The 18,128-nt window shown below is 61.2% G+C and carries 15 protein-coding genes; 7 read left to right on the top strand and 8 right to left on the bottom strand.

All coding sequences use genetic code 11. The annotated features are described in order from the left end of the window. Nucleotides 1-9 precede the first annotated feature (9 nt). On the top strand, nt 10-2,955 hold the full coding sequence (locus tag HDC30_RS24015; protein ID WP_183785381.1) for an HD domain-containing phosphohydrolase: 2,946 nt from the start codon (nt 10-12) through the stop codon (nt 2,953-2,955). On the opposite strand, the gene HDC30_RS24010 is transcribed toward HDC30_RS24015, so the two are convergent. Both HDC30_RS24010 and HDC30_RS24005 read right to left on the bottom strand, forming a co-directional pair. Continuing rightward, on the bottom strand, nt 2,956-3,438 hold the full coding sequence (locus HDC30_RS24010; protein WP_115989240.1) for a GAF domain-containing protein: 483 nt from the start codon (nt 3,436-3,438) through the stop codon (nt 2,956-2,958). Beyond that, complete coding sequence (locus HDC30_RS24005) at nt 3,435-4,325, bottom strand: ATP-binding protein (RefSeq protein WP_096794965.1); 891 nt, start codon at nt 4,323-4,325, stop codon at nt 3,435-3,437. Before HDC30_RS24005 ends, HDC30_RS24010 begins: the two co-directional genes overlap by 4 nt. A 165-nt stretch (nt 4,326-4,490) precedes the next feature. Here HDC30_RS24005 and HDC30_RS24000 point away from each other — a divergent pair, with 165 nt between their 5' ends. Further along, entirely contained in the window at nt 4,491-6,812 is a 2,322-nt protein-coding gene (locus tag HDC30_RS24000) for a response regulator (protein WP_183785379.1), read from the top strand. On the opposite strand, the gene HDC30_RS23995 is transcribed toward HDC30_RS24000, so the two are convergent. The 3 genes from HDC30_RS23995 to msrB form a co-directional block, all read right to left on the bottom strand. After that, complete coding sequence (locus tag HDC30_RS23995) at nt 6,796-7,257, bottom strand: MarR family winged helix-turn-helix transcriptional regulator (RefSeq protein WP_027613434.1); 462 nt, start codon at nt 7,255-7,257, stop codon at nt 6,796-6,798. The two genes, HDC30_RS24000 and HDC30_RS23995, sit on opposite strands and share 17 nt — an antisense overlap. Continuing rightward, complete coding sequence (locus tag HDC30_RS23990) at nt 7,254-7,739, bottom strand: glutathione peroxidase (protein ID WP_027613435.1); 486 nt, start codon at nt 7,737-7,739, stop codon at nt 7,254-7,256. Before HDC30_RS23990 ends, HDC30_RS23995 begins: the two co-directional genes overlap by 4 nt. A 101-nt stretch (nt 7,740-7,840) precedes the next feature. Further along, nucleotides 7,841-8,236 carry a peptide-methionine (R)-S-oxide reductase MsrB gene (gene msrB / locus HDC30_RS23985; protein WP_027613436.1) on the bottom strand — a complete coding sequence of 132 codons (396 nt, stop codon included), beginning with the start codon at nt 8,234-8,236 and terminating at the stop codon, nt 7,841-7,843. A 223-nt stretch (nt 8,237-8,459) separates the two neighbouring features. Here msrB and HDC30_RS23980 point away from each other — a divergent pair, with 223 nt between their 5' ends. Next, nucleotides 8,460-9,671 carry a pyridoxal phosphate-dependent aminotransferase gene (locus tag HDC30_RS23980; RefSeq protein ID WP_183785377.1) on the top strand — a complete coding sequence of 404 codons (1,212 nt, stop codon included), beginning with the start codon at nt 8,460-8,462 and terminating at the stop codon, nt 9,669-9,671. A 304-nt stretch (nt 9,672-9,975) separates the two neighbouring features. Further along, nucleotides 9,976-10,863: a protease HtpX gene (gene htpX, locus HDC30_RS23975; protein ID WP_007964827.1), complete on the top strand. Its 888-nt coding sequence runs from the start codon at nt 9,976-9,978 to the stop codon at nt 10,861-10,863. A 182-nt stretch (nt 10,864-11,045) separates the two neighbouring features. Here the strand turns inward: htpX and HDC30_RS23970 are convergent, their stop codons facing one another. Beyond that, nucleotides 11,046-11,699: a thiopurine S-methyltransferase gene (locus tag HDC30_RS23970; RefSeq protein ID WP_183785375.1), complete on the bottom strand. Its 654-nt coding sequence runs from the start codon at nt 11,697-11,699 to the stop codon at nt 11,046-11,048. A gap of 104 nt (nt 11,700-11,803) precedes the next feature. Here HDC30_RS23970 and HDC30_RS23965 point away from each other — a divergent pair, with 104 nt between their 5' ends. Then, nucleotides 11,804-12,571 carry a class III extradiol ring-cleavage dioxygenase gene (locus HDC30_RS23965; RefSeq protein ID WP_183785373.1) on the top strand — a complete coding sequence of 256 codons (768 nt, stop codon included), beginning with the start codon at nt 11,804-11,806 and terminating at the stop codon, nt 12,569-12,571. Between the two features lie 117 nt (nt 12,572-12,688). Here the strand turns inward: HDC30_RS23965 and HDC30_RS23960 are convergent, their stop codons facing one another. After that, a complete protein-coding gene (locus HDC30_RS23960; protein WP_027613439.1) occupies nt 12,689-14,362 on the bottom strand; it encodes a DEAD/DEAH box helicase in 1,674 nt (557 codons plus the stop codon). Nucleotides 14,363-14,783: 421 nt separating this feature from the next. Between HDC30_RS23960 and HDC30_RS23955 the strand changes: the two genes are divergently transcribed. Then, nucleotides 14,784-15,575, top strand: coding sequence for a crotonase/enoyl-CoA hydratase family protein (locus HDC30_RS23955; protein WP_183785371.1), 792 nt, complete (start codon nt 14,784-14,786; stop codon nt 15,573-15,575). A gap of 119 nt (nt 15,576-15,694) precedes the next feature. On the opposite strand, the gene HDC30_RS23950 is transcribed toward HDC30_RS23955, so the two are convergent. After that, the gene (locus HDC30_RS23950; RefSeq protein WP_027613441.1) at nt 15,695-16,450 is read right to left on the bottom strand and encodes a spermidine synthase; all 756 of its coding nucleotides are present in this window, start codon (nt 16,448-16,450) and stop codon (nt 15,695-15,697) included. 153 nt (nt 16,451-16,603) lie between these two features. On the opposite strand from HDC30_RS23950, the gene HDC30_RS23945 reads away from it, so the two are divergent. Beyond that, nucleotides 16,604-17,950, top strand: coding sequence for a class II 3-deoxy-7-phosphoheptulonate synthase (locus HDC30_RS23945; protein WP_183785369.1), 1,347 nt, complete (start codon nt 16,604-16,606; stop codon nt 17,948-17,950). Nucleotides 17,951-18,128: the final 178 nt, after the last annotated feature.

The raw sequence follows: 18,128 nt of genomic DNA, 5'->3' as shown, positions 1-18,128 counted from the left end.
GAGTCAGCAATGCCCAGCCCACTGCGCCCGGATCAACGCCGGTTCCCGTTGCACGTGCACATCAGCGTCATGTTCACCTTTCTGCTGTTGCTCACAGGCGTGGTGCTGGGGCTGTTCAATTATCGCCAGACCACCCGAATCATCCTGTCGAGCAGTGAAAACCTGTTCAATCGCATCGAACAGGATGTGCGCCTGGACCTGCATTCAACCTACGAACCGATCCGGCACCTGCTGAGCCTGCTGGCCGACAATCAGGCGGCCGAGGCGCCGAACCTGCAACAGCGTCTGGCGCTGCTCAAGCCGTTCAGTCAGTCGCTCAAGGACAACACCGATCTCGCCTCGCTGTATCTGGGGTACGGCAACGGCGATTTCTTCATGGTCCGGCCCTTGCGCACCAGCGCGCTGAAAACCCTGCTCAAGGCACCACCAACAGCGGCCTATCAGGTCTGGAGCATCGAGCACGACGCCAGCGGCACCGTATTGTCGCAGTCACTGTTCTTCGACCAGACGCTGACGCCTGTCGGACGCGACACCAATCCCGACGACCGCTACGACCCGCGTACCCGCAACTGGTACAACAACGCCCTGCAACAGGGCGATCAGATCACCACCGAACCCTATGTATTTTTTTCCACGCACAATGTGGGCACCACCCTGGCTCGACGCAGCAGCGCAACCAGTGTGATCGGTGCCGATCTGACTTTGGAGGCACTCTCGGCCACCTTGACCAAGCATGTGGTCACCCCCTCGACCGAAATCGTGTTGTTCGATGCCGATGGCAATGCCGTGGCCTATCCGGACAGCAGCCGGCTGATCGTCGACGGCAGCAGCGCACGCCTGGCCAAAGCGGCCGACCTCAGTCCGAATCTGCACGCGTTGCTGTCCACCGCCCATCCGGGCAAACGGCTCGACGTCAATGGCCGCCACTGGATCGTCGCCCGCAGCACCCTGCAGGAAGGCGGGCCGAAAGGTTTGCAGATGGCCCTGCTGGTGCCCGAGGACGAACTGCTTGCCGATGCCTACCGCATGCGCTGGCAAGGCGCGCTGATCACCTTGGCGATCTTGCTGCTGTGCCTGCCGCTGGGCTGGCTGATCTCGCGGATTCTGGTCAAACCGTTGCACGCGCTGGTCAAGGAAGCCGACGCGATCCGCAGTTTCGATTTCAACTTTCCGGTCACCCGCCGCTCGCCGGTGCTGGAGGTTGACCAGTTAAGCCTGTCGATGGCGCGCATGAAGGACACGCTCGCCAGTTTCTTCCGCATCACCGACAGCCTCTGCGCCGAAACCCGCTTCGCCCCGCTGCTGCAACGGGTGCTGTTCGAAACGGCGCAGATCGCCCAGGCACAGGCGGGGTTGATCTATCTGCGCGAAAGCGATGGCAACCGGATGGAGCCTTACGGACTGGTCATTGATGGCGCCTCGCACGAGCCGGGCGAGTTCGCTGTGCTGGGCCGGGATCTCCTGGCCGATCAAGGGCCGGCGTGGTTCCAGCAACTGATCAACGCTGACAACGTGGTCAGCAGCCTTGGCTTCGAGCAGGCCGGGGACTTGCAGAAAGTCCTGTTGGCCATGCAGTCGCCGCGCATCCACCTGATCGGCATCCGCCTGCGTAATCGGCACAACGAAACCATCGGCCTGTTGCTTCTGCTGATCAACGACAGCGGCAGCGCTCAGGACCTGGAAAAACTGCGCCCGGACCGCATCGCCTTCCTGCAAGCCGTGTCTGGTGCGGCGGCGGTGAGTATCGAAAGTCAGCGCCTGCAAGCGAAGCAGAAGCAGTTGCTCGACGCGTTCATTCAGTTGCTGGCCGGCGCCATCGACGCCAAGAGCCCCTACACCGGCGGCCACTGCCAGCGCGTGCCGGAACTAACCCTGATGCTCGCGCAGGCCGCGGCCGCCAGCCAGGCGCCGGCGTTCCAGAGCTATCAGCCCACTGAAGACGAATGGGAAGCCCTGCACATTGCGGCCTGGCTGCACGATTGCGGCAAAGTCACGACACCAGAATATGTCGTCGACAAGGCAACCAAACTGGAAACCCTCAATGATCGCATCCACGAAATCCGCACCCGTTTCGAAGTGCTCAAGCGCGATGCCTGGATCAGTTACTGGCAGGCGATCGCACTGGGCGGCAACGCGGCGCAACTGAGCGAACTGCGTGACGCCACGCTGACGCAACTGGATGACGACTTTGCCTTTGTCGCGCGCTGCAATCTGGGCGGTGAGGCCATGGCACCCGCCGATCTGCAACGTCTTGAACGCATTGCCGAGCGGCGCTGGATGCGCACCCTCGATGATCGCTTGGGGGTGTCATGGGAGGAAAACCGCCGCCAGGCGCAAACGCCGGCGGCGAATCTGCCAGTCAGCGAGCCACTGCTGGCGGACAAGCCCGAACACCTGATCGAACGCGCCGACAGCGAACTGATTCCGGAAGACAATCCGTGGGGGTTCAAACTGGATGTGCCGCGTTACAAATACAATCGCGGCGAACTGTACAACCTGAGCATTGCCCGGGGCACGCTGACCCGCGAAGAGCGCTACATCATCAATCACCACATGGTACAGACGATCCTGATGCTCAGCCACCTGCCCTTCCCCGGGCACCTGGACAGCGTCGCGGAAATCGCCGGTGGGCATCACGAAAAGATGGACGGCAGCGGTTATCCCAAACGCCTGAAGCGCGAGGACATGAGCCTGCCGGCACGGATGATGGCGATTGCCGATATTTTCGAGGCACTGACAGCGGCGGATCGACCGTACAAGAAGGCCAAATCCTTGAACGAGGCGCTGGGGATCATGGCCACCATGTCCCGCGAGGCGCACATCGACCCCGAGCTGTTTGCGCTGTTCATCAACGATGGGGTGTACATGCAGTACGCCGCGCGGTTTCTCGATCCGCGCCAGATCGATGCGGTGGATCCGGCCAGCCTGTTGCGCAAGGCTGGCCTGAGTGCCTGATCAGCAGTCGGTCAGACGCAGGAAAATCGCCGCCAGTTGCTCGATTCCGGCCTGATCGTCGGTGCCGAAACGCGAGAGTTTCGGGCTGTCGAGATCAAGTACGCCGATCAGCCGACCGTCCTTGACCAGTGGCACCACCAGCTCGCTGTTGGAGGCGCTGTCGCAAGCGATATGACCGGGGAACGCATGCACGTCTTCAACGCGCTGGGTCTGTCGACTGGCCGCTGCCGCGCCACACACACCGCGACCGAAGGGAATGCGCACGCAGGCGATCTGCCCCTGAAACGGGCCAAGCACCAGTTCTTCGTTGCGATTGAGGTAGAAACCGGCCCAGTTCAAATCGTCGAGCTGGTTGAACAGGAACGCCGAAAACTGCGCGGCGTTAGCGATGAAATCGCGCTCGTCCGCCAGCAGCGATTCCAGTTGTGCGGCCAACATGCCATAGCCTTCGAGGCCCTGGCCGCTTTGTTGCAAATCAATCATGCCTTGTGCTCCAGCAATTTCAGTCCCACCCAGTAACGGGCGAATTGGTACGCGCAACGTCCGTTGCGATTGCCGCGCCCGGTTGCCCAGCGCACGGCGAGGATGTCGAGCTCTTCGTCGCGCTGCCAGCTCAAGCCGGCCTTGGCGGCCAACTGGCCGATCCAGTGTTCGACGACGTTGAGGAAATGTTCCTGGGTAAACGGATAGAACGACAGCCACAGGCCGAAACGGTCGGACAAGGCGATCTTGTCTTCCACCGCCTCACTCGGATGCAGCTCGCCGTCGACGCGTTTCCAGTTTTCGTTGTCGCTTTCCTTTTCCGGCACCAGATGGCGGCGGTTGGAAGTGGCGTACAGCAGAACGTTGTCCGGGGCCTGTTCGAGCGAGCCGTCGAGCACGCTTTTCAGCACGCGATAATCGCCTTCGCCGGATTCGAACGACAGGTCATCGCAGAACAGCACGAAGCGTTGCGGCAGTTTGCCGATCTGCTCGACCACTCGCGGCAGGTCGGCCAGATGGTCGCGCTCGATTTCGATCAAACGCAGGCCGGCCTTGGCGTGTTCGGCCAGCAGCGCGCGCACCAGCGACGATTTACCGGTGCCGCGCGAGCCCCAGAGCAGCGCATGGTTGGCCGGCATGCCGTCGAGAAACTGCTGAGTGTTGCGGCCCAGTTGTTCCAACTGACGATTGACACCGATCAGGTCGGACAGGCGCATGTCGAGGCTGACTTCCAGCGGCAGCAAATAGCCGCTGCGCCCGTCACGCTGCCAGCGCGCGGCCAGGCAGGTTTCCCAGTCGATCAGCGGACGCGGCGCCGGCAGCAAGGGTTCGATCCGCGCCAGAACCGACTCGGCGCGTTCAAGAAAAGCATTCAATCGGGAATCCACGTCTTCTCCTCGGGCACGTTCACAGTGATGATGTCGATCCAGCGACGACAGACAGATCTCAATCCCCGTTCAAGCCTTGTTACAAGGCGCTTCGGGAACCTCGGTATCCATACATGATCGACTATGCTTGAGCAGCGAAGGGAAACGGAAGTGGTTCAACACCCCATGGATATCAAATTCACCCACCGGCTGTCATACAAGCAAGCCAGATTCACGGTGCTGGTCGGGTTCGTTCTGGGCACGCTGCTCAGCCTGCTGCAAATCGGCATCGATTATGCCAGTGAAGACGCCTCCATCAACCGTGAAATCCTGTCTTTGCTGGAAATCAGCCACAATCCGGCGTCGCGAATCGCCTACAACATCGATGCGGAACTGGCACAGGAGCTGACCCTGGGCCTGTTGCGCTCCCCGGCGATCATCTCGGCGCAATTGACCGACAACAACGGCAACGTCCTGGCCAACGTCAGGCGCCCGGAACTGCAAAGCGGTTATCGGGTGATCAGCGACTTCCTGTTCGGTGCCAAGCGCCAGTTCGAAGACCGTCTGTACCTCGATCACCTGCCCGAAGAATCACTGGGTACGCTGAGCCTGGAGGTCGATACCTACGCGTTCGGCAGCCGGTTTCTGCGCCGCGCCGAAGTCACCCTGCTCAACGGCTTTGCCCGCAGCCTGATCCTCACCGGGATCCTGTTGGCGCTGTTCTACGTGATGCTGACCAAGCCATTGGTGCGCCTGATCCGGGAACTCAGCGCGCGTGACGCACGCAGTGCAGAACCGACGACCCTGGAATGTCCGGCTGGCCACGCCAATGACGAGATCGGCGTACTGGTCAAAGTCGCCAACCAGCAGTTCGACAACATCGCCACGGAAATCCAGCAACGGCGCAACGCGGAAAACCGCCTCACCGATTACCTCGGGCAACTGGAGCACATCGTCTCGGCCCGCACTGCCGAGCTCAAGGCCATCAACACCCGGCTCAGCCAGTCCAACGAAGAACTGGAAGTCGCTCGCAGCACCGCACTGGACATGGCCGAAGCGCGCTCGGCATTCCTCGCCAACATGAGCCACGAGATCCGCACCCCGCTCAACGGCCTGCTGGGGATGATCGCCTTGTCCCTCGATGGGCCGCTGAATGCCGAGCAGCAACAGCAACTGTCGATTGCCCATGACTCGGGCAAGGTGCTGGTGGAACTGCTCAACGATATTCTCGACCTGTCCAAGTTCGATGCGGGGCAACTGGAGCTCGAACACATCCCGTTCGACCTCGGCTCACTGATCGAGGACACCGCCAACCTGCTGTCGCAGAACGCTGCGCCGAGCGTCGAGCTGACCTGCCTGATCGACCCGCACTTTCCCGCGCTGGTGCTGGGGGATCCGACCCGGGTACGGCAAATCGTCAGCAACCTGCTGTCCAATGCCCTGAAGTTCACCCGCTTCGGCCGGGTCGATGTGCGCCTGTCCGCCCACAAGGACGGGGTGCGCATCGAAGTCTGCGACACCGGCATTGGCATCGCTCAGGATGCCCAGGTGAAAATCTTCCAGCCGTTCACCCAGGCCGGTGCCGGCATCACCCGGCAGTACGGCGGCACCGGTCTCGGTCTGGCGTTGACCTACAACCTGTGCGAGGCCATGCAAGGCCGATTGACCATCAGTTCCGAGGCCGGTTTCGGCAGTCAGTTCTGCGCCGACCTGCCACTGCTGTGTCATACCCGGGCGGTCATGCCGCCGCCACTGCACGGCAAGGTGCTGGCGATCACGGCCGCCAGCAGCGGGCTGGCGGAACTGCTCAAGACATTGCTGCCGGTGTGGGGCGTGAGCTATGAACAGCGCACCATGGATGACCCGTTGCTGGGCCTGGCACCCGATCTGCTGATCACCGATTGCCCGGAATGCCTGTTCAGTCTGCGCCCGACCATCAGCGCACCGATCCTCGTCGTAACCGCTTATGGCAGTTTCATGCCCGGCGAAGAAGCCGCCGCGCTGGCGCCATTGCAGCAACAAGCCCGACCGCTGGCACGCAACGCGCTGTACCAGATCCTGCGGCGCATTCTGCTGGCCGATGTCACCACGAGCAACGATGCGCGCCTCGAGAGCCAGCCGGTCCGGCGGCGCGGAAAGGTGCTGCTGGTGGAGGACAATCCGGTCAATCAACTGGTGGCCAAAGGCATGCTCGGCAAGCTCGGTTGCGACGTGGTGGTCGCCGCCCACGGTGCCGAGGCGCTGGATCAACTGGAGCACGATGAGTTCGATCTGGTGCTGATGGACTGCAACATGCCGGTGATGGACGGCTACGAAGCGAGCCGGCAGATCCGCCAGAGCGGGCGCTGGCCGCACCTGCCGATCGTCGCACTGACCGCCAACGCCATGTCCGAAGAACGCGAGCACTGCCGTGCGGCCGGCATGAGCGATTACCTGGCCAAGCCGTTCCGCCGCGAAGAGCTGGCGGCCCTGCTCGACCAGTGGATGCCGGCTACGTCAGCGCTTTGATCTGCCCCAGCAGGTGATCGAGGCCATTGCGCAAATCGTTGAGCCGATCAAGATCCACCCCGCTGTCGCACAACAACCGGGCCTTGAGCGGCCCGACCTGTTCGCGCAGCGCTTGGCCTTGCGCGGTCAGGCTCAGATGCACTTCACGCTCGTCGCGCGCCGAACGCTGGCGTTGCACCCACTGCAATTGTTCAAGACGCTTGAGCAACGGCGTCAGGGTGCCGGAGTCCAGCGCCAGGCGCTCGCCCAACGCCTTGACCGTCGGTTGCTCCGGTGCACTGTCCTGCCACTCCCACAGCACCAGCATCGCCAGGTACTGCGGGTAGGTCAGGCCGAGTTGATCGAGCATCGGCTTGTAAGCGCGAATCACCGCCCGGGACGCGGCGTACAACTTGAAGCACAACTGACTGTCGAGCTTCAGCGAATCGTCGGGCAGGCTGTTCATTTGAGCAGGGCTTCGATCTCGCCGCTGATGTCCTGCGGCTTGGTGGTCGGGGCGAAACGCTTGACCAGTTGCCCATCCTTGCCGATCAGGAACTTGGTGAAGTTCCACTTGATGCCCTCGGAGCCGAGCAAACCCGGAGCGCGCTTTTTCAACTGCACGAACAGCGGATGCGCATCAGACCCGTTGACGTCGATCTTCTTGAACAGCGGGAAACTCACGCCGTAGTTCAGCTCACAGAACTCGCTGATCGCCCCCTCGTTACCCGGCTCCTGCTTGCCAAACTGATTGCACGGAAACCCCAGCACCACCAGGCCCTGATCCTTATAGGTCTGCCACAGCTCTTCCAGGCCTTTGTATTGAGGGGTGAAGCCGCATTTGCTGGCGGTGTTGACCACCAACACCGCTTTGCCGGCAAAATCGGCCAGGGTCTTTTGCTCACCCTTGATGGTGGTGACAGGGATATTCAGCAGGTTGTCGCTCATGGGTCGGCTCCGCGGGTTATCGGGAAAGGCCAAACATAGCGAGCAATTAAATTGTGCGCAATTTAATTATCCGAAAGGCGACCCGCAGGTCGCCTGTCCGCTTACTCGCGCGGCTCGAGATTCAGGCACACCGAGTTGATGCAATAACGCAAGCCAGTCGGTGGCGGGCCATCGGGGAACACGTGGCCCAGATGCGCGTCGCAGCGGGCGCATTTGACCTCGGTGCGGATCATGCCGTGGCTGGTATCGCGGATCTCGGTCATGGCGCTTTCGCCGATCGGCGCGTAGAAGCTCGGCCAGCCGCAGCCGGAATCGAATTTGGTCGTGGAGTCGAACAGCGGCTCATTGCAGCAGACGCAGTGATAGACACCGTCGGTTTTGGTGTCGTTGTATTTGCCGGAAAACGGCCGTTCGGTCGCACTGAGACGGCACACGTTGTACTGCTCGGGGTCGAGCATCGCCCGCCATTCTTCCAGGGTTTTTTCCAACTTTTCCATCATCACACCTCAGCGGCTGAAAAAGCCCGATCTGTACCTTTTCCACGGATCGGGTGGCACGTATGATTGCGCCTCGTCACACGCCAGTCTGGCAGCCAGACCGGGCGCATTCAAACGGATTCTCGGCGCCATGGCGCAAGACTCCGCCTGTGCGAAGACGCAGGAATCCCAGTACGGTTGGCCATCCGCCGTCTGGATCGTTCATTTTCGGGATCACATCGCCATGCAGTTCAGCAAATCGAACAAGCTCGCCAACGTCTGCTACGACATTCGCGGCCCGGTGCTCAAGCACGCCAAACGTCTGGAGGAGGAAGGCCAGCGCATCCTCAAGCTGAACATCGGCAACCCGGCGCCGTTTGGTTTCGAAGCGCCGGACGAAATTCTTCAGGATGTGATCCGCAACCTGCCGACCGCCCAAGGCTACAGCGACTCCAAAGGCCTGTTCAGTGCCCGTAAAGCGGTGATGCAGTACTACCAGCAAAAAAATGTCGAAGGTGTCGGCATCGAAGACATCTACCTGGGCAACGGCGTGTCCGAGCTGATCGTGATGTCGTTGCAGGCGCTGCTCAACAACGGTGACGAAGTGCTGGTGCCGGCACCGGACTACCCGCTGTGGACCGCCGCCGTGAGCCTGGCCGGCGGTAACGCCGTGCACTATCTGTGCGACGAGGGCGCCGACTGGTTCCCTGACCTGGCCGACATCAAGGCCAAGATCACCCCGAACACCAAGGCCATGGTGATCATCAACCCGAACAACCCGACCGGCGCGGTGTATTCGAAGGAAGTGCTGCTGGGCATGCTGGAAATCGCCCGCGCGCACAACCTGGTGGTGTTCTCCGACGAGATCTACGACAAGATCCTTTACGACGACGCCGTGCACATCTGCACCGCTTCGCTGGCGCCTGACCTGCTGTGCCTGACCTTCAACGGTCTGTCAAAATCCTACCGCGTGGCGGGTTTCCGCTCCGGCTGGATCGCCATCTCCGGGCCGAAACACAATGCCCAGAGCTACATCGAAGGCATCGACATGCTGGCCAACATGCGCCTGTGTGCCAACGTCCCGAGTCAGCATGCGATTCAGACCGCCCTCGGCGGCTATCAGAGCATCAATGACCTGGTACTGCCGCAGGGCCGCCTGCTGGAGCAGCGCAACCGCACCTGGGAATTGCTCAACAACATTCCGGGCGTCAGCTGCGTCAAGCCGATGGGCGCGCTGTATGCGTTCCCGCGGATCGACCCGAAAGTCTGCCCGATCCACAACGACGAAAAATTCGTCCTCGACCTGCTGCTCTCCGAGAAGCTGCTGGTGGTGCAAGGCACGGCCTTCAACTGGCCGTGGCCGGATCACTTCCGCGTGGTGACCCTGCCCCGCGTCGACGATCTGGAAATGGCCATCGGCCGCATCGGCAACTTCCTCAAGTCCTACCGCCAGTAACCGGTCTACAGTGCGCAACGGCCCGAACGTTGCGCACTGTCTGATTCAGCAACACTTCTGCTCTCCCCGCCTCGCTGCGCCTTCTACACTTGCGATTCATAGGGCCCACCCGCCTCTGGCGCAGTGGCGGCGGGTAGCGGCTGGCTGTCATCCCTTTCGGTTTTGGCCGTGGGCAATGACCTGCCGACTCGGGAATCCGCTGTAGGACACAGTTTGAAATAGTCACTCGGTTGAATCACCCGGTGACGCACCTTATATACCCCGCAGTACGCTACATCTTTAGCTTGAGGAGATTTCTACAACCATGATGCGCATCCTGCTGTTCTTGGCCACTAACCTGGCGGTCGTGCTGATAGCCAGCATCACCCTGAGCCTGTTCGGCTTCAACGGGTTCATGGCGGCCAACGGGGTTGATCTCAACCTCAGTCAGCTGCTGGTTTTCTGTGCGGTCTTTGGTTTCGCCGGTTCGCTGTTCTCGCTGTTCATCTCCAAGTGGATGGCGAAGATGAGCACCAGCACCCAGATCATCAGCCAGCCACGTACCCGGCATGAGCAATGGCTGCTGCAAACCGTCGAGCAACTGTCCCGCGAAGCCGGGATCAAGATGCCCGAAGTCGGTATTTTCCCGGCCTACGAAGCAAACGCCTTCGCCACCGGCTGGAACAAGAACGACGCGCTGGTCGCGGTCAGTCAGGGCCTGCTCGAACGTTTTTCGCCAGATGAAGTGAAAGCCGTTCTGGCCCACGAAATCGGTCACGTGGCCAACGGTGACATGGTCACCCTGGCGCTGATCCAGGGCGTGGTGAACACCTTTGTGATGTTCTTCGCGCGGATCATCGGCAACTTCGTCGACAAGGTGATTTTCAAGAACGAAGAAGGCCAGGGCATCGCCTACTACGTGGCGACGATCTTCGCCGAGCTGGTTCTGGGCATTCTCGCCAGCGCCATCGTCATGTGGTTCTCGCGCAAACGCGAATTCCGTGCCGATGAAGCCGGCGCACGTCTGGCCGGTACCAATGCGATGATCGGTGCATTGCAACGCCTGCGCGCCGAACAGGGCCTGCCGGTGCACATGCCGGACACCCTGAACGCATTCGGCATCAACGGTGGCATCAAACAAGGCTTTGCCCGCATGTTCATGAGCCACCCGCCGCTGGAAGAGCGTATCGACGCGCTGCGTCGTCGCGGTTGATTCGACCGGTGTGACCATGAAAAAGGCCCGCAGTGATGCGGGCCTTTTTTGTACATGCGAATAATGGTTGTTGCTGATGACCTCTTCGCGAGCAGGCTCGCTCCCACATTGGATTCTTGTATACAGATCTAGTGTGGGAGCGAGCCTGCTCGCGAAGGGGCCGGCACTGTCAGCAAAATGTATCACGAGGAAACCCGGTAAACCCGCTCCTCCAACCGCGTCACGCCCGCCTGCAGGAACCTGACACTCTCCGCCAGCACATCCTGCTCCTCAAGCACCTGCACCTGCCAGACTTCGCCCAGCAAGCGCTGCACTTCATCATCGCTCACCGCAAACGGTGGCCCTGGCATCTGCGCCTGATCGTAATCCAGGGTAATCAACAACCCTTGCACACTTTGCGGCAGGATCTGCTGCAGATGCGCCGCATAGCGCTCACGCATCGGAGCCGGCAAGGCAATCAGCGCTGCCCGGTCGTACAACGCCGCGCAATCCGCTACATCGTCGGCTGTCAGCGCAAAGAAATCACCACACCACAACTCGATGGAATCGGCGCGATAGACTTTGAACGGCCCCTTGGCAATGACCTGCGGCGTTACCTGATGCTCACTGAAAAAATCCTCGACGGCCTTCAGCGACAGCTCGACTCCGAGCACCAGATGCCCGCGCCCGGCCAGCCACAACAGATCCAGGCTTTTCCCGCACAGCGGCACCAGCACCCGGGTCTGGGCCGGGATCGCCAGTTGCGGCCAGTGCCGCTGCAGATACGGGTTCACCTCAGGCAAATGAAAGCCGATCTGATTGGATTCCCACTTCTTGTGCCAAAACTCAGGCTGCATGCATCACCCCAAAAAATTCGATCAAAAGGCGTTAAAACTTATATTAGATTTAGATCAATGATCTGACTGAAGATGAGGCCATCTTACCGCTCAGGAACCTTTCCATGTTTCCCAGCCTGTTTATCTCCCACGGCTCACCGATGCTGGCCCTGGAACCCGGTGCCAGTGGCCCGGCGCTGGCGCGTCTGGCGGCCGAACTGCCGCGGCCTAAAGCCATCGTGATCGTCTCTGCCCACTGGGAAAGCCAGGAACTGCTGGTCAGCAGCAATCCTCGTCCGGAAACCTGGCACGACTTCGGCGGCTTCCCGCGCGCCCTTTTCGAAGTGCAGTACCCGGCACCGGGCGATCCGCAACTGGCAGCCGAAGTGGCTGAATTGCTTGACGCCGCGCATATGCCGGCACGCCTCGACCCGCAACGACCGTTCGATCACGGCGTCTGGGTGCCGCTGTCGCTGATGTACCCGCAGGCAGATATTCCGGTGGTGCAGGTGTCGCTGCCGAGTCGCGGCGGCCCGGTGTTGCAAACCCGTGTCGGACAAGCGCTGGCGAGTCTGCGCGAGCAGGGCATTCTGCTGATCGGCTCCGGCAGCATCACCCACAACCTGCGCGAACTGGACTGGCACGCCGGCCCGGAAAGCGTCGAGCCGTGGGCACGTGACTTCCGTGACTGGATGATCGACAAGCTGGCGGCCGACGATGAGGCGGCACTGCACGATTATCGTCAGCAGGCGCCCAATGCGGTGCGCAGCCATCCGAGTGACGAGCATTTGTTGCCGCTGTATTTTGCGCGGGGTGCGGGAGGTGAGTTCCGCGTAGCGCATAAAGGCTTCACGATGGGTGCACTGGGTATGGATATCTATCGCTTCGGCTGACGTCATCGCTGGCAAGCCAGCTCCCACAGGGTTGTGGGGCGAGGCAAAAAGCAGGCAAAAAAAATCCCCGAACCAGTCGGGGATTTTTCATGTTCGATCAATCAGCCCAAGGGCGGATCAATCTTCGCGGTAGCGACGCAGTTTCAGCTGCTTGCCAGCGACGCGAGTGTCCTTCAGCTTGGTCAGGAGTTTGTCCAGACCATCTTCCGGCAGCTCGACGAGGCTGAAGCTGTCACGCACCTGGATGCGACCGATCGCTTCGCGGGCCAGACCACCTTCGTTGAGGATCGCGCCCAGCAGGTTCTTGGCGGCGATACCGTCACGCGCACCCAGCGCGGTACGGCAACGGGCACGACCTTCGCCCAGAGGCATTGGCGCGCGACGCTCGCGGTCACCACGCTCAGGACGATCGCCGGAACGCTCAGGACGGTCGCCACGCGGTGCATTGTTCGGCACCAGTGGGCGTTCCTTCTCGATCGCCGCCAGGTTCAGCGCTTGACCGTTGGTTGCCTTGCGCAGCAGAGCTGCAGCCAGGGCACGCGGGGTGCAACCGATGTCAGCGGTCAGGCGATCCAGCAGTTCGCCGTGAGTCGACTCAGCATCAGCGACCAGCGGCGACAGGCTGTTGGTCAGTTTCTTGATGCGTGCATCGAGAACGGCCTGAGCGTCCGGCAGACGCACTTCGGCAACCTTCTGACCGGTGACACGCTCGATCACTTGCAGCATGCGGCGCTCACGTGGAGTCACCAGCAGCAGTGCGCGACCTTCGCGACCGGCACGGCCGGTACGGCCGATACGGTGCACGTAGGATTCCGGGTCGTACGGCATGTCCACGTTGAATACGTGGGTGATGCGCGGAACGTCCAGACCACGGGCAGCCACGTCGGTCGCGACAACGATGTCCAGGCGGCCATCTTTCAGCGAGTCGATGACGCGTTCACGCTGGTTCTGGGCGATGTCACCGTTCAGCGCAGCGGCCTTGTAGCCTTTGGCGTCGAGGGCACTGGCCAGATCCAGGGTCGCTTGCTTGGTGCGCACGAACATGATCAGCGCGTCGAAGTCTTCCACTTCCAGCAAGCTGAGAACGGCGGAGGTCTTCTGGTCAGCGTGAACCAACAGGTGAGCCTGTTCGATCGCGGTAACGGTCTGGGTCTTGCTCTGGATCTTCACGTGCTTCGGATCGCGCAGGTGGCGCTCGGCGATGGCACGGATCGACTGCGGCAGGGTTGCCGAGAACAATACGGTCTGACGGGTTTCCGGCATGGCCTTGAAGATCACTTCCAGGTCGTCCATGAAACCGAGTTTGAGCATTTCGTCTGCTTCGTCCAGAACCAGGTGGTTCACGGTAGCGAGGACTTTTTCGTCGCGACGCAGGTGGTCGCACAGACGGCCCGGAGTGGCGACAACGATCTGTGCGCCATTACGGATTGCTTTCAATTGTGGGCCCATCGGCGCGCCGCCGTAGACAGCCACAACAGTTACGCCCGGCATTTGCTTGGCGTAAGTTTCGAAAGCGGTTGCAACTTGTAGCGCCAACTCACGAGTTGGGGCCAGGATCAGAGCTTGCGGCTCGCGCTTGGACGGATCAATGCGGTGCAGGATAGGCAGGGCAAAGGCAGCGGTTTTACCGGTACCGGTTTGCGCCTGACCAATCATATCGTGACCGGCGAGGATGATCGGGATCGACTGCTGCTGAATGGCCGAAGGCTCTTCATAGCCGGTAGCGACTACTGCAGCGACAATATTGGGATGAAGTTCAAGAGCGGCGAAGCCGCCGATTTCCTGGGTCATGGGTCTGCCTCTAAGTGCATCCGCAAAGACCCATGCTCCAAAGCTGCACATGCCGTGTTGAGACTCAAGAGTCGCCCTGGCAGCTTTGTCGGCGGGGATTTGCGAAAACGTATGAATGAAAAAGAATCGTCAAGGAAGAGCCCGCAGTGCGGACATGCAGCCGAAGCTGACTTCGGGGAATTGCGCTACCTAAACGCGGCCCGGTTAAAGGCCGGCGCGCACTATACCGGAATTTGCCCAAAAAGGGAGCTTTTTTTATCGCCTGAATCGGTGTGTCACCGCTGTGTAACGGGGTTTTGCGGATAATCGTGCAAAGGTCTATTTTGCAAAGGCCCGGCCCTGCGGGTGATGACGCTTAAACGATTCATCGATGTGCGGCATACCGTCGCTGCACCCGCCCTTCCCGCCCGAGGATTTCTCCATGAATCAGCCCTGCCCCGGCCGCGTCAGCCGTGAACGTCGAGGTCATATCCACTTGATCGGCCTTGACCGGGCCGCCAAACGCAACGCCTTCGACCTCGATCTGCTCAATGACTTGAGCCTGGCCTACGGCGAGTTCGAGGCCGACAGCGAGGCGCGGGTGGCGGTGGTGTTCGGGCATGGCGAACACTTTACCGCCGGTCTGGATCTGCTCAACGCCAGCGCCGCCCTCGCCGAAGGCTGGCAGGTTCCGACCGGCGGTTGCGACCCATGGGGTGTTTTCGTCGGACCGCGAGTGAGCAAACCGGTAATTGTTGCTGCGCAAGGCTACTGCCTGACCATCGGCATCGAGTTGATGCTGGCCGCGGATATCAACCTGTGCGCGAGCAATACCCGCTTCGCGCAAATGGAAGTGCAGCGGGGGATTTTTCCGTTTGGGGGCGCGACATTGCGCTTTCACCAGGTGGCCGGTTGGGGCAACGCGATGCGCTGGTTGCTGACCGGCGATGAGTTTGATGCCCACGATGCGTTGCGTCTGGGTTTGGTGCAGGAAGTGATGGCCAGTGAGGATCTGTTGCCGCGGGCGATCGAACTGGCCGAGCGGATTGCCCGGCAGGCACCGTTGGGGGTGCAGGCAACGCTGATGTCGGCGCGCCAGGCGCGGTATGAAGGCGAGACGGTGGCGGCGCAGGGATTGCCGGCACTGGTGAAGAAGTTGCTGGGGAGTGAGGATGCCAAGGAGGGGGTGAGGTCGCTGGTTGAGCGGCGCCCGGGCATCTTCAAAGGGATCTGAAATATTCGCGGGTTATCAGGCCCTCTTCGCGAGCAGGCTCGCTCCCACAGAAAATTGTGTGAGTGCCACAGGACCCATGTGGGAGCGGGCTTGCTCGCGAAGGGGCCATCACTGGCAACTCATGTCGCCGGGCGAATCGCCTTGATCAACGACTGCAGCGAATAACCCAGCCGTGGCGCCAGCACTTCGGCGCGGGCGGTCAGCGCCTGCATGTCCAGCTCCTGATCGAGATCCGCCGGCACAATCAGAATCACATTGCCCTCCTTCACCGGCAGCTCCCAGTAATGCCGGTGATAAAGCCCGCGCAACAACGCCGCGCCCAACGGTTTGCCGTCATCGGTGGCCCACTGGTTGATCACCAGCCAGCCGCCCGGGTTCAGACGCTTCTGACAGTCGCCGAGAAAACTCCAAGCCAGGTGCCCGACACCCGGGCCGACATCGGTGTACAGATCGACAAAGATCAGATCCGCAGGCTCGGCCGTCGGCAGCAACTCCAGCGCATCGCCGACCCGAATGTACAAGCGCGGATCGTCATCCAGCCCCAGGTACTCGATCGCCAGACGCGGCACGTCCGGGCGCAGTTCGATGGCTTCGACGTCTTCCAGCGGCAGGAACTTGAGGCAGGCCTGGGTCAGCGTGCCGGCACCGAGGCCGAGAAACAGCGCGCTCTCCGGTTGCTCATGGCACAACGCGCCAATCAGCATCGCCCGGGTGTAGTCATATTCCAGCCAGCTCGGATCGGCGGTGAACACGCAGCTCTGCTCGATGGCATCGCCAAATTCCAGAAAGCGGTAATCGGCCACTTCCAGCACGCGAATCACGCCGAACTCATCCTGTACCTCGGCGAGCAACAGCTCGACGCGCTCCTCAGTCATTTCGTCTCCTGATGGTCACCGGGCGCGGTGACGCGATGGCACCGCTGCGGCGCCGTGGCAAAGCGGCGATTGTCGGTGATGGGGCGGGAGCAGGTCACGCACTAATTACTGCTACCATGGGCTTCCCGTGCGTAGAACCAATTAGAGACCGTGATGAGCCAACCGTGGAGCCCTGACAGCTGGCGCGCCCTGCCGATCCAGCAACAACCCCAATACCCTGACGCGGCGCATCTGCGCCAGGTCGAGCAGACCCTGGCCAGTTATCCGCCGCTGGTGTTTGCCGGCGAAGCACGCGAGCTGCGCCGTCAATTTGCCGAAGTGACTCAGGGCCGGGCGTTCCTGCTGCAGGGCGGCGATTGCGCGGAAAGCTTTGCCGAGTTCTCGGCGGCGAAGATTCGCGACACGTTCAAAGTATTGCTGCAAATGGCGATCGTCATGACCTTCGCCGCCGGTTGCCCGGTGGTCAAGGTCGGGCGCATGGCCGGCCAGTTCGCCAAACCGCGCTCGGCCAACGATGAAACCCTCGACGGCGTGACCCTGCCCGCCTACCGGGGCGACATCGTCAACGGCATCGGTTTCGACGAAAAGAGCCGCGTGCCGGATCCCGAGCGCCTGCTGCAGTCGTATCACCAGTCCACCGCCACCCTGAACCTGTTGCGCGCCTTCGCCCAGGGCGGCTTTGCCGACCTGCATCAGGTGCACAAGTGGAACCTGGATTTCATCGCCAACTCGGCACTGGCCGAAAAATACAGCCACCTCGCCGATCGCATCGATGAAACCCTGGCGTTCATGCGCGCCTGCGGCATGGACAGCTCGCCGCAACTGCGCGAAACCAGTTTCTTCACTGCCCACGAAGCGCTGCTGCTGAACTACGAAGAAGCCTTCGTGCGTCGCGACAGCCTGACCAACGATTACTACGATTGCTCGGCGCACATGCTGTGGATCGGCGACCGCACCCGTCAGCTCGACGGCGCTCACGTCGAGTTCCTGCGCGGGGTGAACAACCCGATCGGGGTGAAAGTCGGCCCGAGCATGAACCCGGATGATCTGATTCGCCTGATCGACGTGCTCAACCCGGACAACGATCCGGGGCGCCTGAACCTGATTGCGCGGATGGGCGCGAACAAGGTCGGCGATCACCTGCCGGCGCTGATCCGCGCGGTGCAGCGTGAGGGCAAACAGGTGCTGTGGAGCTCCGACCCGATGCATGGCAACACCATCAAGGCCAGCAGCGGCTACAAGACCCGCGACTTCGCGCAGATCCTGGGTGAGGTGAAGCAATTCTTCCAGGTGCATGAATCCGAAGGCACTTATGCCGGCGGGATTCATATCGAGATGACCGGGCAGAATGTCACCGAGTGCATCGGTGGTGCGCGGCCGATCACTGAAGACGGGTTGTCGGATCGTTATCACACCCACTGTGACCCGCGGATGAATGCCGATCAGTCGCTGGAACTGGCGTTTCTGATCGCGGAAACCCTGAAACAGGTTCGCCGCTGAATCAGTCAGATTTTTAGCGTCTGGCAGGCCGCCTTCGCGAGCAAGCCCGCTCCCACACTGGATCTGTGTCGTACACAAAACCCATGTGGGAGATTCTATGTTGCTCAGCAACCCTAGAATCTCAAACTGATCGGTATTCGCCCTGATTCTTCATCAGGGTGAATGCCACTCGGCAGAG

This window comes from Pseudomonas sp. JAI115 (assembly GCF_014200835.1).
In the GTDB taxonomy this organism is placed as follows: Bacteria; Pseudomonadota; Gammaproteobacteria; order Pseudomonadales; family Pseudomonadaceae; genus Aquipseudomonas; species Aquipseudomonas putida_A.
Note: the sequence above shows the minus strand (reverse complement) of the source record. Positions and strands in the feature narration are given on the sequence as shown.

Coding starts and splice junctions, on each gene's coding strand:
- HDC30_RS24015 (WP_183785381.1), top strand. CDS start 10: ATGCCCAGCCCACTGCGCCCGGATCAACGCCGGTTCCCGTTGCACGTG.
- HDC30_RS24010 (WP_115989240.1), bottom strand. CDS start 3,438: ATGATTGATTTGCAACAAAGCGGCCAGGGCCTCGAAGGCTATGGCATG.
- HDC30_RS24000 (WP_183785379.1), top strand. CDS start 4,491: ATGGATATCAAATTCACCCACCGGCTGTCATACAAGCAAGCCAGATTC.
- HDC30_RS23995 (WP_027613434.1), bottom strand. CDS start 7,257: ATGAACAGCCTGCCCGACGATTCGCTGAAGCTCGACAGTCAGTTGTGC.
- HDC30_RS23990 (WP_027613435.1), bottom strand. CDS start 7,739: ATGAGCGACAACCTGCTGAATATCCCTGTCACCACCATCAAGGGTGAG.
- msrB (WP_027613436.1), bottom strand. CDS start 8,236: ATGGAAAAGTTGGAAAAAACCCTGGAAGAATGGCGGGCGATGCTCGAC.
- HDC30_RS23980 (WP_183785377.1), top strand. CDS start 8,460: ATGCAGTTCAGCAAATCGAACAAGCTCGCCAACGTCTGCTACGACATT.
- htpX (WP_007964827.1), top strand. CDS start 9,976: ATGATGCGCATCCTGCTGTTCTTGGCCACTAACCTGGCGGTCGTGCTG.
- HDC30_RS23970 (WP_183785375.1), bottom strand. CDS start 11,699: ATGCAGCCTGAGTTTTGGCACAAGAAGTGGGAATCCAATCAGATCGGC.
- HDC30_RS23965 (WP_183785373.1), top strand. CDS start 11,804: ATGTTTCCCAGCCTGTTTATCTCCCACGGCTCACCGATGCTGGCCCTG.
- HDC30_RS23960 (WP_027613439.1), bottom strand. CDS start 14,362: ATGACCCAGGAAATCGGCGGCTTCGCCGCTCTTGAACTTCATCCCAAT.
- HDC30_RS23955 (WP_183785371.1), top strand. CDS start 14,784: ATGAATCAGCCCTGCCCCGGCCGCGTCAGCCGTGAACGTCGAGGTCAT.
- HDC30_RS23950 (WP_027613441.1), bottom strand. CDS start 16,450: ATGACTGAGGAGCGCGTCGAGCTGTTGCTCGCCGAGGTACAGGATGAG.
- HDC30_RS23945 (WP_183785369.1), top strand. CDS start 16,604: ATGAGCCAACCGTGGAGCCCTGACAGCTGGCGCGCCCTGCCGATCCAG.